Source organism: Flavobacterium fluviatile (assembly GCF_010645065.1).
Taxonomy (GTDB): Bacteria; Bacteroidota; Bacteroidia; order Flavobacteriales; family Flavobacteriaceae; genus Flavobacterium; species Flavobacterium fluviatile.
On record NZ_JAADZW010000002.1, the window covers coordinates 191,761 to 204,560 of the forward strand.

Consider the following 12,800-nt stretch of genomic DNA (forward strand, 5'->3'; position numbering starts at 1 on the left):
TGCGTTCGAAACTATAGGTTATTTTCTGGTAAAAAACAGCTTAATAAAATTATGAGAACAGATGTTGCTAATTAAATGTTAATTGTTATATTGCAGCACCTAAATTTATCACCTAAGAATGAGTATGAAAGTAAACAAAATTGTAGCCTTGCAAGTAATGATGTCAATAGTATTGATGTTGGGCACGGCTAGTTGTAGCAAAAAATCAAGTTCTAGCCGCGGCTCAAGAGCAACAGGTTGGGATGTTGATAGTCAGAACGGAACAGCTGCTAGAAATGCAGGAAAAAAACAACAGGCCGGCCCTGGTTTAGTTTTTGTTGAAGGAGGTACATTTACTATGGGTAAAGTACAGGATGATGTTATGCATGATTGGAATAACACACCAACTCAACAACATGTTCAGTCGTTTTATATGGATGAAACGGAAGTTACTAATGGTATGTATTTGGAATACCTGGAATGGTTGAAAAAAGTTTTCCCACCTACAGAAGAAAGTTATAAAAACATCTATGCAGGGGCTTCCCCTGATACCTTAGTATGGAGAAATCGTTTAGGATACAACGAAACGATGACAAATAATTATTTAAGACATCCCGCATATGCTGAATATCCGGTAGTTGGTGTTAACTGGATTCAGGCCGTTGAATTTAGCAAATGGAGAACAGACCGTGTTAATGAAGCAGTTTTAGAAAAAGAAAGATATATTAAAAGAGGTGCTAAGACACAGGATGTTAGTGCTGAAAGCTTGTTTAATACTGAAGCGTATCTGGCATCTCCATCTACTTCTTATGGAGGTAATGAAGAGATTGTTCTAAAAAAGAGTCCTGATGGCAGACGTCCTAAAAAAGGTAAAGACGGTACTGTAGAAGAACAGAAAAATGTTTATGCTCAACGTTCTTCAGGTATTATTTTACCAGAATACAGGCTGCCTACAGAAGCTGAGTGGGAGTACGCTGCAGCAGCTGATGTTGGACAAAGAGAATATAATATCTACAAAGGACAAAAGAAATACCCTTGGTCGGGAGATTATACTCGTTCAGCAAAACGTAAAAACAGAGGTGATCAATTGGCTAACTTTAAACAAGGAAATGGAGATTACGGTGGAATCGCTGGTTGGTCAGATGATGGTGCCGATATTACAAATAAGATAAAAAGTTATCCTGCTAACGATTTTGGATTATATGATATGGCAGGTAACGTAGCAGAATGGGTTGCTGATGTTTACAGACCAATAATAGATAACGAAGCAAATGATTTTAACTATTACAGAGGAAATCAATATGCTAAAAATAAAATTGGTAAAGATGGTAAGCTGGAAATTATCACAAAAGATAATATTAAATATACCACTTTAAGTAACGGTAAAGTAGTTGCTACAAATTTACCTGGAGAAATAGCTCGTGTTCCTGTAGATGAGAATGAAACATATTTGAGACAAAATTTCAGCAAAAGCGACAATATCAATTACAGAGATGGTGATAAACAATCTTCAAGATATTATGACTTTGGAGATTCTGAATCAGGTGACAGCACTAAAGTAGCCATGTATAATTCTCCGGTACATAATGTTACTACTGATAGTTTGGGTAATATGGTGAGAAAATATGACAGCTCAAGCAAAAGAACAACTTTAATAAACGACAATGCAAGAGTTTATAAAGGAGGTTCCTGGAGAGACAGAGCTTATTGGTTAGATCCTGCACAAAGAAGATACTTCCCTCAGGATATGGCTACTGACTACATCGGATTTAGATGTGCAATGTCCAGAGTAGGTGCTAAAACTGAAAGAAGAAAATCACCAAGGAATTAAATTTTAGAAATTCCAAAGTAAAAAATTCCAAATTCCAAAACTGAGTTCAGTAAGGGATTTGGAATTTTTTTATTGTTTTTCCTATTTTTATAATCTAAATAAATGCTTATAAAATGAATATTAAAGAAATTCATGACTTGTTTTTAAAATGTAAATCGCTTTCAATTGATACACGTAAAATTGAAAATGATTCTATGTTTTTTGCTATTAAGGGTGAAAATTTTGATGCTAATACTTTTGCTCAGGAAGCCTTGGAACTTGGGGCTTTATTTGTAGTAATTGATAATCCGTCTTATCTGATTGATGAAAGGACGATTTTGGTACAAAACAGCTTAGAAACATTACAGGAGTTAGCAAAGTTTCATAGGCAATATTTGGGAATACCAATTGTTGCTCTGACAGGAAGTAATGGAAAAACAACAACAAAAGAACTTATAAATGTTGTTTTAGCGCAAAAATATAACACTAAAGCAACTGTCGGGAACTTAAATAACCATATTGGAGTCCCGTTGACCTTATTATCTTTTAGCAATGAAACCGAGATTGGAATTGTAGAAATGGGGGCTAATCATAAAAAAGAAATTGAGTTTTTATGTTCAATAGCGCAGCCTGATTATGGATATATTACTAATTTCGGGAAAGCACATTTAGAAGGTTTTGGAGGTGTTGAAGGTGTGATTGAAGGAAAAAGTGAGATGTACAAATACTTACTTGAAAACGATAAATTGGCTTTTGTTAATTTAGATGATACTATTCAGGTTGAAAAATCAAAAAAAATAAAATCATATACCTTTGGATTGCACAATAGCCTTGCAGATATTAACGTTCAGAAGATAGAAGCAAATCCGTTTGTTGTGATTAACTATGATGATTTTTTTGTAAAATCTAATTTAATCGGACTTTATAATGCCAACAATATTAATGCTGCAATTGCTATTGGAAGCCATTTTAAAGTTGCTAATAATGATATTAAAAACGCAATAGAAAATTATATTCCAACCAATAATCGATCTCAGTTATTAAAAAAAGATTCTTTTGAAATTATTCTGGATGCCTATAATGCTAACCCAAGCAGCATGGCAGTGGCAATAACTAATTTTTTACAATTAGACAATCAAAATAAAGTAATGATTTTAGGCGATATGTTTGAGCTTGGAAACGAAAGCCGGGAGGAACATAAAATTATTGTTGATTCTTTAAAAAATCAGGATAAATCTGTTTGTTATTTAATTGGAAAAGCGTTTTATGAAAATCGTATTTCTAATCAAAATCTTCATTTTTTTGAAACTTTCGATGATTTTTCGGAATATTTAAAAAATAATAAATTCCAGGCAAAAAGCACTATATTGATTAAGGGATCACGTGGTATGGCGCTAGAAAGAACTTTGGATTTTCTGTAATAGAGGCTTTTAAATGATTAGATTAAGGCCTTAGATTAGAATTTAAAATTAAAGTATTATGGTCTTAATCGAAACATTTAGAAAATTAGCTTTGTCTTTTCCTAATGCTGTTGAAGAACCTCATTTTGAAAAAATCTCTTTTCGTATAAATAAAAAAATATTCGCCACTTTTGATGAAAAGAATACTCGGGCTGTATTAAAATTAAGCGAAATTGATCAATCCGTTTTTTGTGCTTCGAGTGAAATGATTTTTTATCCAGTTCCGAATAAATGGGGAATACAAGGCTGGACAATTGTAGAACTTTCAAAAGTAAGACCCGAATGTTTGAAGATGCTTTAATACGGTCGTATGAAAATGTTATAACCAAAAAGAAATAAATTATACTTAACCAACAATCGTTCGAAAAGTCAGATTCACCCTTGGTTTTGAAGTAGTTTTTGTTGGAGGCAGACGATGCAGCCAATGTGTTTGAGTTTCATCTTTCATAACCAATAAACTGCCGTGTTCTAAAATTAAAGATACGGTTTCTTTAGTTTGTTTATGTTTAAAAGCAAACTTACGCTCTGCCCCAAAACTTACTGAGCCAATCGCGCCATTTTTTTTTAAGTCTTTTTCAGCATCACTGTGCCACGCCATTCCTTCCTCGCCTGAATGATATAAATTTAACAGGCAGGAGTTGAAAGTTTCGCCTGTTTTTTCTTCAATGATTTTCTTTAGTTCCAAAAGTTCCTTTGTCCACGGAAGTGCTTTTTTTGTTGTATTTGAATAGGTATATTCAAAACCCGAATCTCCGTACCAGGCTACTTTTCGCTTAGTCAGAATTAATTTTCCAAAGATAATGGCTTCATCATTTTTCCATTCAATAGTATTTAAAAGTATATCCAGATACTGATTGGAATCTTCTCTTGAAAACAATTTTCCGTAATAATTGACTGTTCCTTCTTTTGGAAGCAGGTTTGTATTTTCGTCTGTATGCGGATTAAATAAGTCCATTTTCCAGTTTTGATATTCGGTTTTTATGCAATGTCCGCAAGGTCTGAAGCCATTTTGCTTTGCTTCCTTTTCAGATAAAAAGAAAACTCTATTTTGACGTTTCATTCTTTTTCCTGAAGAACATTTTAACATTCCGTAGATTTTTAGTTTCCTGTTCCCCCCGAAACAAATTTCCGCATTTTTAATTTTATTTCGTAAATCTGAGTCTGTTATTTTAGAATGGTCAATCATTATTTTTATCACATTTTTGTTGAATTTTTATCCGTAGAGCGCACGCAGCGCGTATATAATGATTAGATTTTGACAAGGATTTAAATTGATTTTTACACGCAGATTTTGCAGATTAAAGCAGATTTTAATTGAATATATAGTTTAAAATAAATCATCAGCACACATCTGCTTAAATCTTTTTAAAAATCTGCGTGAAATTAAGTCGTCTGTACCTTGAAGCCCTGCAACTTTGTACCTTAAGAAAGCGCATCATGAAAAATAATTCCCAATGTATGTCTTTCACCGGAATGAATTTCACTGACGCCATGTTTCATGTTCACTCTATAATAACCTTTAATTCCTTTTACAGGTCTGAAATTAGTTGTGAAAATTAAAACATCACCTTTCTTAGGTTTCAAAACAATGACTTTAGATTGTGCTCTGGGCGTTTGTTGTGTTAATATAAATTCGCCACCAGTAAAATCTTTATCAGGTTCGTTTAGAAAAAGTACTATTTGGATAGGGAAATAGACATCTCCATATAAATCCTGATGTAAAGTATTAAAACCACCTTTACCATATTTCAAGATTAAAACCGTTGCATTAACTTGATAGTTTGAATGGCATTGTTCCAATAATTTTTCGTGCGTTTCAGGAAAAACAGAATTGATGTTCAGTGCTTTCATCCAGGTATTTGCAATTGGTGCCAGTTTTGGATAAATCGAAGAACGAATGTCCTGAATTAAATTCGGAAGTGGATAATTAAAGTATTTATATTCTCCCAGACCAAACCGATATCGTTCCATTACAATTGTTTTTCGATATAGAGTAGGATTATCATATTCGAATTTTAAATCTTCGCATTCTTCATCATTTAGCACATTTGGAATAATGGCGAATCCATTTTCGTGCATACACTCCGTAATGTTTTCCCAATTTTGGGCCGTAATTCTTTGTTTCATGATTTTGTTTTTGATAATCCGCCATCAACCGTTATTTCGATACCATGAATATAAGAAGCATCATCTGAAGCCAGAAAAAGTACTGTTTTGGCAATTTCGGAAGGTCTACCAAATCGTTTAAAGGGAAGCGTTGGAATAATCGACTCAATTGTACCTTTAATTTGTTCAGCTGTAAGTCCCGTATTGTTAAAAATATTTGTGTTTATATGTCCTGGGCTGACTCCATTTACACGTATTCCTTTAGTAGTACATTCAGCCGCAAAAGTTTTAATAAAGGATTGAACAGCAGCTTTTGCTGCACTGTAAATTGACGTATTTGCATGACCGATTTCAGTAAGAAAGGTCGTGTTTAAGATAATAGAACTTTCTTCACGCATTAAAGGCAATATTTGCTGTACTGTAAAAAAAGTTCCTTTAACCAGCATGTTGAATATTTCATCGAATTCATGGATGGCGACATTTTCGATAGAATTGAATTTACCATATCCAGCATTGACGAATAAAATATCTATTTTGTCAGTATAAGATTTTAGTTGGTTTTGTAATTCGAAAATATCTGATAATTTCCCTGCATTTGATACAATTCCAATTGTATTTTGACCTAAATCATTAACCGCTTTATCTACCGTTTCCTGACTGCGTCCTGTTATAATAACTTTTGCACCAGTTTTAATGAATTCCTTGGCTGTAGCAAATCCCATTCCGTTTGTCCCTCCAGTAATCAGTACTATTTTGTTTTTAAATTTTTGCATTTGAATATTTATTTTATTTACAATGCAAAGGTTTCAAAAACAGGTAAAAATAAAAATCCGAAACTTGCTGTATTTATTCAATATCCAAATCAATTTGTGCACGTTCCCAGCCAATAATGGCTGTTTTTCTTGTGTTTCCCCACATATAACCACCAAAAGTTCCTGATGACTGAATCACGCGATGACATGGAATAAGAAAAGCTACAGGATTGCTCCCGATTGCAGTTCCGACTGCTCTTGAGGCATTTGGTTTTTCGATTTGCTGTGCAATTGAACCGTAAGTAGAAAGTTGCCCCATTGGGATTTTTAGCAAGGTTTCCCAAACTTTCAGTTGAAAATCGGTTCCTTTTAAATGCAGTTTAATTTCAGATAATTTGCTCCAGTCATTTTGGAAAATGAATAAAGCATTTTGTTGGGGCAAATCTAGTTTTTTAGAAAATTGAGCATTCGGGAATTTATCTTTCAACGCAATAAATCCTGTTATTTCATCTTCGGCGAAAGCCATAAAACAAACGCCTTTTGAAGTTGATGCGACAATAATATTCCCAAAAGGACTTTCGGCAAAACTGTAATGTATTTCAAGATTTTTTCCTCCGTTTTTATATTCGGCAGGTGTCATTCCTTCGATATTTACAAATAAATCATGCAGCCGGCTTGTGCCTGAAAGTCCTGTCTCAAAAGCAGTTTCAGAGATTGTTGCCTGATTTTCTTTGAGTAGTTTTTTGGCGTGCTGAATGCTGGTATATTGCAAAAACTTCTTCGGACTCGTTCCAGCCCATTCACTAAAAAGTCGCTGAAAGTGAAACGGACTCAAATGTACTTTTTCTGCCACTTCATCCAGATTGGGCTGATCTTTAAAATTAGCTTTGATATAATCTATAGCTTCGGCGATACGATTATAATTGATATTTTCCTGCGTGTTCATCTTTTATCCATTTTTATAAATACAAATATCGATTGGTTTTAGAAGGTGCAAAATCCGAAACTTGCTGAAATGTTTTTTTGTTGGTTTCGTTTCAGGTTTCAAGTTTTCAGTAGCCTGAAACTTGAAACAGCTAAAAGAGTTTCTTTTCCATTTTGTAGTTAATCAGTTCAACATTTAAACGGATATTTCTTTGTTCTGCTTTTACAATAAATCCTTTCTTTTCGAAAAAAGGTTTTGCCGTAATGCTGATATCTGCGGTTATTACTTGTGAATGATATTTAGCAGCCTCGATTTCTAATTTATCCAGGATTTTGTCTGCAATTCCCTGTCTTTGAAAATCCTTATGGACGTAGAATAAATCAATATAATTACCATCTTTCAAAGTTCCAAATCCGGTGATTTGGTTTTCAATTTGGGCTAATAAAACAAATTGTGTATTGATAACGTCAAGCCACCTTTCAGTATTTTCTACACCTGAACTCCAAACTTGAATCTGTTCCTTATTATAATCGTTTTTGCAAACCTCTTGAATGGTTTCGAAATATAATTTTTGCATTTCTGGCAAATCTGAATTTGTAGCTACTCTGAAAATAGTTGACATGTTAGTTGTAAATTTTATAATACGGATTCGAATTGAATTAATTAAGATTGTTTTTTGCATCAGAGACCCCAATTAATTTATAGCCATTTTCAGTCCGTAAAAATTCAAAATGGTCTTGTCCTGAATCTGCTTTATTTCTGGAAGAAATTATAATGCTTTTGACCGGATAAAGCCAGTCTATAGCTTCCCTGCAATTATTAAAGTACTTTTCATACTCCGCTGTTTCGTATATAAACGGGTTTAAACCATTTGACGAAACAAAATATTCGGAATTGTCAGTAGTAAGCTCTTTAAGTTTCAGTTTTATAAATTGATAATTCTGATGGATAAACTTCGATTTAGGTTCACTTGTCCAGCCCATCGGTTCTTTCCAGTACGTGATTTTATCAAACGAATGTTTTTCTAAATTGGCTTTGGATAAATCAGAAAGTAAAGCTTTTTTCAGCCAGTGTTTAAATTCTTTGTCAAAATTGATAAAGGAATAATAATGGCCATCAGTACCTAAGAAATATTCTCTTATTTCATCTTTACCTTTTTCTTTTGATTTTTCTAAAGAATAAAAATTCAGTTCATCATTATAAGGAAAATTTTCAATCAGAATTTTGTTGTTGATATCAATTAGAAATTCTTTTCCTCCGGTCCAGAAAAAAAGCTCGCCAGCGATTTCTTTTTTAGCATCTTTTAGAGCGATGACCATTCCGTTCCTGACTTTGGTTATATTGCTATAATCAGCGGGAATTACAATTTTTCCATCACTGTTGAAAATTCCCATTTTATCTGATTTTGGATCCCTAAAACGGATAAAACCTTCATTTTCGCAATCCGGGGTATTGTCAAAAACATATAAACTGTCACGGCCTACTATTTTTCCTTTTTTGGTTAGATAGTAGCTTTTCCAGCTGTCCTTACATTCTTCTGATACGGAGATAATATTTTCAAATTTACTGGCTGTGGTAAGTCCCATAAATTTGGGCTCGATTTTAATAACGCCGTTTTTGTCTTTAAAGCCGATAAGCGTTGTGTCTTTGTTTGGAAAAGAAAACCAGATGTCTTTTTCCTGTGCAAAAATGGCAAAGCTTATAAAGAAGAAAATTAATCCGGTGTATTGTTTCATGAACAAGGTTTTATGGTAAAAATAATTATAAAAATTTTAAAAGGGAAGTCGTATAAGTAAATGTTTTTATTATTGTTACATCGCGTGAGGGATAGGAGGAAAGCTACCGAAGTAGCCCGGATAGCCCGACAGCATCCCGATAAAAAGGGGAATGATCGCAAAGAGAAGCGCCCTTTTTATCGGGATGGTGACACGCCCAAAAACAAAAACCCTCACATTACTGCAAGGGTTTGTATTATAACTAATAACTAAGGACTATAAATTAGTATCTGTAGTACTCAGGTTTGAATGGACCCTGAACGTCAACACCAATATAAGCAGCCTGATCTTCTCTAAGAACTTCTAGTTCAACGCCTAATTTAGCTAAGTGCAAAGCAGCCACTTTTTCATCCAAATGTTTTGGCAACATGTAAACTTCATTTTTGTAAGCAGCACTGTTATTCCACAATTCGATTTGAGCCAAAGTTTGGTTGGTGAATGAGTTACTCATTACAAAACTTGGGTGACCTGTAGCACAGCCAAGGTTTACCAAACGACCTTCAGCCAAAATGATGATATCGTTTCCGTTGATGTTGTATTTGTCAACCTGAGGCTTGATTTCGATTTTAGAGGCACCATGATTTTTGTTTAACCATGCCATATCGATTTCGTTATCAAAATGACCAATGTTACAAACAACAGTTTTGTCTTTCATTTGCTCGAAATGTTTCCCAACAACGATATCTTTATTTCCTGTAGTTGTAATGATGATGTCAGCATTCGCAATTACAGTATCTAATTTTTTAACTTCATAACCGTCCATTGCAGCCTGTAAAGCACAAATTGGATCGATTTCAGTAACTGTCACAATAGATCCCGCACCTCTGAAAGAAGCTGCAGTTCCTTTTCCTACATCACCGTATCCGCAAACAACAACTCTTTTTCCGGCTAACATTAAGTCAGTTGCACGACGAACAGCGTCAACAGCAGATTCTTTACAACCGTATTTGTTATCAAATTTAGATTTAGTAACAGAATCGTTAATGTTGATTGCAGGCATTGGCAATGTTCCCGCTTTTACTCTTTCGTAAAGTCTGTGAACACCAGTTGTAGTTTCTTCAGAAAGACCTTTGATTCCAGGAACCAATTCCGGGAAACGATCAATAACCATGTTTGTTAAATCTCCACCGTCATCAAGGATCATGTTCAATGGTTTTCTGTCTTCGCCAAAAAATAAAGTCTGCTCAATACACCAGTCAAATTCTTCTTCATTTAAACCTTTCCATGCGTAAACTGAGATTCCGGCAGCAGCGATAGCAGCAGCAGCCTGATCCTGAGTAGAGAAAATGTTACAGGAAGACCAGGTAACTTCTGCACCAAGGGCAATTAAAGTTTCGATCAAAACAGCAGTCTGGATTGTCATGTGCAAACATCCTGCGATACGAGCTCCTTTTAGTGGTTGTTCGTCTTTATATTCAGCGCGAAGTGCCATTAAACCTGGCATTTCAGCTTCAGCTAGTTCAATTTCTTTTCTTCCCCAGGCAGCAAGAGAAATGTCTTTTACTTTGAAAGCCACATATGGCGTAGTTGTAGTACTCATTTATATTATATTTGTATATGTATAATTTTTTGCAAATTTACATAATAGCTTTTGAATTTTACTACTTTCTGAAAGATTTATGAAATGTTTAATTTATTAATCTTTAGAATGTTAGTTGCATTCTGTATTTGTCATACTGAGCGTAGTCGAAGTAAGAAGCTAATCCTGCTGTCCGCTGTATCTTTTATGGTGAACCCCACCATAAAAGGATGCCGCTTCCATCAGGGCTAAGAGACCAGACATTTATAAGTTAAGTTATTTTTAAAAGAGAAATAACTTATAATTTAAAACTCATAATTCATAATTAAAAAGTAATGCCTTTATTTCAGACCATACAATGCAATGAGAATACCCGAATTTTAATTTGGGAAATAACCGAATCTTTTGACGATCTGCTAAGCAAAGTTGTCTTAAAAGAAAAAACGCAGAAGCGACTGGATGGAATGAAATCTGAAATGCATCAGCGTGCCTTTCTAAGTGTTCGTATGCTGATTCAGGAAATGGGTTTTACAGATAAAGATTTGCATTATGACGAATTTGGTAAGCCTTATTTTGATTGTCATAATTATATTTCAATAACCCATTCTTATCATTTTGCAGCCATAATTATAAGCCACGAAAAGGTTGGAATCGACATGGAATTGCAGCGCGAAAAAATTCAGAGAATCGCAGATAAATTTACAGACTTTGAATGCAATTATCTGGAACCAGAATTTACAAAAGAATACATAAAAAAACTTACCGTAATCTGGGGAGCAAAAGAAGCCATCTTTAAAATCAGAAACGAAAAAGGAATCAGTTTTAAAGATCATATTATGGTTGAAGATTTTTCTTTAGAGAAATCTCAAACTCAGGCAAGTCTTCATTTTGATAATCTTGTTAAGGATTTTGAAGTGCATTACAAGGAAATTCAATCCGATAATTTTGAAGGGAAATTTACTTTGGTTTTTGCTTTTGAGAAGTAACCACAAGCTTGGTCATGCGAGGAACAAAGCAACCTCACTATTATTGACTTAGCAAATGTGATTGCTTCGTTCCTCGCAATGACATTAAACTTCATTTCCTCTTTTTCGGTTTTCAAACATACTCATATACAAGAAAGTACTCATTTTTCTGGCACGTCTTTTCAGTGTATCAGCATTTTCGCCTTCAAAATGTTCGTCAATGGTCTGAAACCAGTGATTCAGCCAGATTCCGAATTCATTTGAAGTAATTTTGCTGTCAAAATGCGTGTCAACTTCATTGTGAATCGCCAAAGGATTGCCATTGTATTTTTTTACGCCAAATAAATTCATCTCCCAAAAACCGGTCAGCTTTTCGAGATGCTTATCCCAGTCAGAGATCATTTGATTAAAATAAAAGCCGATTTCCTTGTCGGCTCTTATTTTAGCATAGAAATGATGAACTAAAAAGCTAACGTCTTCTCTGTTTTCTATTTGTTTTTTCACAGAAAAATGGTGTTTAAAAGAATAAATACTACACTTAAAACTGAACTCAGAATTAAAAGGTTAAATACCACTTTGTGTTTCATTTGTGCCAAAATTGAAGTATTGACAAAGATACAGGCTAAAACAATAACAGCCAATTGAATCATTTGAAGAATTGAAGTTCCGTTTGATAAAACGTACATTGCGGCAGCACCGCCTAAACAGCTTTGCCCAATTACAGCCATAGCAGCTGATCCCATATAATTTTTATTGAAAATGTCGAATGTTGTTTGATATAGTGTCATGATATTGAGATTTTTATATCAACAAAGGTACATGCACAATGCAGCTGCATTTTATGACTTAAATCATAAAACGGGAACTTTTTTATCTGTATACTTTCCGGTTTATAATCTTCAATTCGCCTTTTTTTTCTAAAGTTTTTATAGTTCTGATCACAGTTTCAACTCGTAATCCCGTTAAATCGCCAATTTGCTGTCTGGTAAAATTGATGAGATAGCCATTTTTGTCTTTTTGAAAATCAAAGTAGGCGATTCCGTGATCGATTAATTTTAAAACTCTGTGTTCGGGTTCCTGTGTCGAAATTTCGGCTGCCATTACTGATTTATAATAAAGCCGCTGTGCCAGATTTTCAATTATTTTGATGCTGATTGCTGGGTTATCTTCCAGAAGTTTCATAAAGTTGGATTTTGGAAGAAAAAAAATTTCACTGTCTTCAACTGCAATTGCATTGGCAGGATATTTTTGATTCAGAAACAGCGGCGGTTCTCCAAAGGATTGCCCATTGTAAAATATTCCCTGAATAAATTCACGTCCGTCATCATTATAATTGCTCATTTTTACTTCTCCTGAAAGAATCTGAAAGTAGTTTGAAGGAAAAATCCCTTCCTCAAAAATTACCTCTTTTTTGTTGTAAGACTTCTTTACAGCACTATATTTTTCTAATAATTCAGGTGAAATCATACGTTTTATTCTTTGTTTGGAAAAGGGTATTGTACAAATATA

At 34.1% G+C, this 12,800-nt stretch carries 14 protein-coding genes; 4 read left to right on the forward strand and 10 right to left on the reverse strand.

Annotated elements, in window-relative coordinates; translation table 11 throughout:
* Positions 1-124: 124 nt before the first annotated feature.
* From gldJ to GXM17_RS04090, 3 genes are all read left to right on the forward strand, one after another.
* Positions 125-1,810, forward strand: a complete 1,686-nt coding sequence (gene gldJ / locus GXM17_RS04080) for a gliding motility lipoprotein GldJ (RefSeq protein WP_163398333.1) — start codon at positions 125-127, stop codon at positions 1,808-1,810.
* Between the two features lie 113 nt (positions 1,811-1,923).
* Positions 1,924-3,210, forward strand: a complete 1,287-nt coding sequence (locus GXM17_RS04085; protein WP_163398016.1) for a UDP-N-acetylmuramoyl-tripeptide--D-alanyl-D-alanine ligase — start codon at positions 1,924-1,926, stop codon at positions 3,208-3,210.
* A 58-nt stretch (positions 3,211-3,268) separates the two neighbouring features.
* Complete coding sequence (locus tag GXM17_RS04090; RefSeq protein ID WP_244307337.1) at positions 3,269-3,550, forward strand: MmcQ/YjbR family DNA-binding protein; 282 nt, start codon at positions 3,269-3,271, stop codon at positions 3,548-3,550.
* A gap of 45 nt (positions 3,551-3,595) precedes the next feature.
* Here the strand turns inward: GXM17_RS04090 and GXM17_RS04095 are convergent, their stop codons facing one another.
* From GXM17_RS04095 to ahcY, 7 genes are all read right to left on the reverse strand, one after another.
* The gene (locus tag GXM17_RS04095; protein ID WP_167522107.1) at positions 3,596-4,435 is read right to left on the reverse strand and encodes an alpha-ketoglutarate-dependent dioxygenase AlkB; all 840 of its coding nucleotides are present in this window, start codon (positions 4,433-4,435) and stop codon (positions 3,596-3,598) included.
* Between the two features lie 236 nt (positions 4,436-4,671).
* Positions 4,672-5,376 carry a 2OG-Fe(II) oxygenase gene (locus GXM17_RS04100; protein WP_163398018.1) on the reverse strand — a complete coding sequence of 235 codons (705 nt, stop codon included), beginning with the start codon at positions 5,374-5,376 and terminating at the stop codon, positions 4,672-4,674.
* Complete coding sequence (locus GXM17_RS04105; RefSeq protein WP_163398019.1) at positions 5,373-6,128, reverse strand: SDR family oxidoreductase; 756 nt, start codon at positions 6,126-6,128, stop codon at positions 5,373-5,375. The genes GXM17_RS04100 and GXM17_RS04105 overlap by 4 nt, the downstream gene beginning before the upstream one ends.
* Before the next feature lie 73 nt (positions 6,129-6,201).
* The gene (locus GXM17_RS04110; protein ID WP_163398020.1) at positions 6,202-7,053 is read right to left on the reverse strand and encodes a bifunctional helix-turn-helix domain-containing protein/methylated-DNA--[protein]-cysteine S-methyltransferase; all 852 of its coding nucleotides are present in this window, start codon (positions 7,051-7,053) and stop codon (positions 6,202-6,204) included.
* Positions 7,054-7,183: 130 nt separating this feature from the next.
* Positions 7,184-7,654 carry a GNAT family N-acetyltransferase gene (locus GXM17_RS04115; RefSeq protein ID WP_163398021.1) on the reverse strand — a complete coding sequence of 157 codons (471 nt, stop codon included), beginning with the start codon at positions 7,652-7,654 and terminating at the stop codon, positions 7,184-7,186.
* 37 nt (positions 7,655-7,691) lie between these two features.
* Positions 7,692-8,768 (reverse strand): WG repeat-containing protein, encoded by a 1,077-nt coding sequence (locus tag GXM17_RS04120; RefSeq protein WP_208796413.1) that lies wholly within the window; start codon positions 8,766-8,768, stop codon positions 7,692-7,694.
* Between the two features lie 262 nt (positions 8,769-9,030).
* Positions 9,031-10,347, reverse strand: coding sequence for an adenosylhomocysteinase (ahcY, locus tag GXM17_RS04125; RefSeq protein ID WP_163398022.1), 1,317 nt, complete (start codon positions 10,345-10,347; stop codon positions 9,031-9,033).
* Between the two features lie 314 nt (positions 10,348-10,661).
* Between ahcY and GXM17_RS04130 the strand changes: the two genes are divergently transcribed.
* Complete coding sequence (locus GXM17_RS04130; protein WP_163398023.1) at positions 10,662-11,312, forward strand: 4'-phosphopantetheinyl transferase family protein; 651 nt, start codon at positions 10,662-10,664, stop codon at positions 11,310-11,312.
* An 84-nt stretch (positions 11,313-11,396) separates the two neighbouring features.
* Here the strand turns inward: GXM17_RS04130 and GXM17_RS04135 are convergent, their stop codons facing one another.
* The 3 genes from GXM17_RS04135 to GXM17_RS04145 form a co-directional block, all read right to left on the reverse strand.
* The gene (locus GXM17_RS04135) at positions 11,397-11,795 is read right to left on the reverse strand and encodes a group III truncated hemoglobin (RefSeq protein ID WP_163398024.1); all 399 of its coding nucleotides are present in this window, start codon (positions 11,793-11,795) and stop codon (positions 11,397-11,399) included.
* The gene (locus GXM17_RS04140; protein ID WP_163398025.1) at positions 11,792-12,079 is read right to left on the reverse strand and encodes a hypothetical protein; all 288 of its coding nucleotides are present in this window, start codon (positions 12,077-12,079) and stop codon (positions 11,792-11,794) included. Before GXM17_RS04140 ends, GXM17_RS04135 begins: the two co-directional genes overlap by 4 nt.
* A gap of 82 nt (positions 12,080-12,161) precedes the next feature.
* Positions 12,162-12,758, reverse strand: coding sequence for a Crp/Fnr family transcriptional regulator (locus tag GXM17_RS04145; protein WP_163398026.1), 597 nt, complete (start codon positions 12,756-12,758; stop codon positions 12,162-12,164).
* Between the last annotated feature and the right edge of the window lie 42 nt (positions 12,759-12,800).

Bases quoted from the DNA above. Each gene is read 5' to 3' on its own strand.
- gldJ (WP_163398333.1), top strand. From the start codon at position 125: ATGAAAGTAAACAAAATTGTAGCCTTGCAAGTAATGATGTCAATAGTA.
- GXM17_RS04085 (WP_163398016.1), top strand. From the start codon at position 1,924: ATGAATATTAAAGAAATTCATGACTTGTTTTTAAAATGTAAATCGCTT.
- GXM17_RS04090 (WP_244307337.1), top strand. From the start codon at position 3,269: ATGGTCTTAATCGAAACATTTAGAAAATTAGCTTTGTCTTTTCCTAAT.
- GXM17_RS04095 (WP_167522107.1), bottom strand. From the start codon at position 4,435: ATGATTGACCATTCTAAAATAACAGACTCAGATTTACGAAATAAAATT.
- GXM17_RS04100 (WP_163398018.1), bottom strand. From the start codon at position 5,376: ATGAAACAAAGAATTACGGCCCAAAATTGGGAAAACATTACGGAGTGT.
- GXM17_RS04105 (WP_163398019.1), bottom strand. From the start codon at position 6,128: ATGCAAAAATTTAAAAACAAAATAGTACTGATTACTGGAGGGACAAAC.
- GXM17_RS04110 (WP_163398020.1), bottom strand. From the start codon at position 7,053: ATGAACACGCAGGAAAATATCAATTATAATCGTATCGCCGAAGCTATA.
- GXM17_RS04115 (WP_163398021.1), bottom strand. From the start codon at position 7,654: ATGTCAACTATTTTCAGAGTAGCTACAAATTCAGATTTGCCAGAAATG.
- GXM17_RS04120 (WP_208796413.1), bottom strand. From the start codon at position 8,768: ATGAAACAATACACCGGATTAATTTTCTTCTTTATAAGCTTTGCCATT.
- ahcY (WP_163398022.1), bottom strand. From the start codon at position 10,347: ATGAGTACTACAACTACGCCATATGTGGCTTTCAAAGTAAAAGACATT.
- GXM17_RS04130 (WP_163398023.1), top strand. From the start codon at position 10,662: ATGCCTTTATTTCAGACCATACAATGCAATGAGAATACCCGAATTTTA.
- GXM17_RS04140 (WP_163398025.1), bottom strand. From the start codon at position 12,079: ATGACACTATATCAAACAACATTCGACATTTTCAATAAAAATTATATG.
- GXM17_RS04145 (WP_163398026.1), bottom strand. From the start codon at position 12,758: ATGATTTCACCTGAATTATTAGAAAAATATAGTGCTGTAAAGAAGTCT.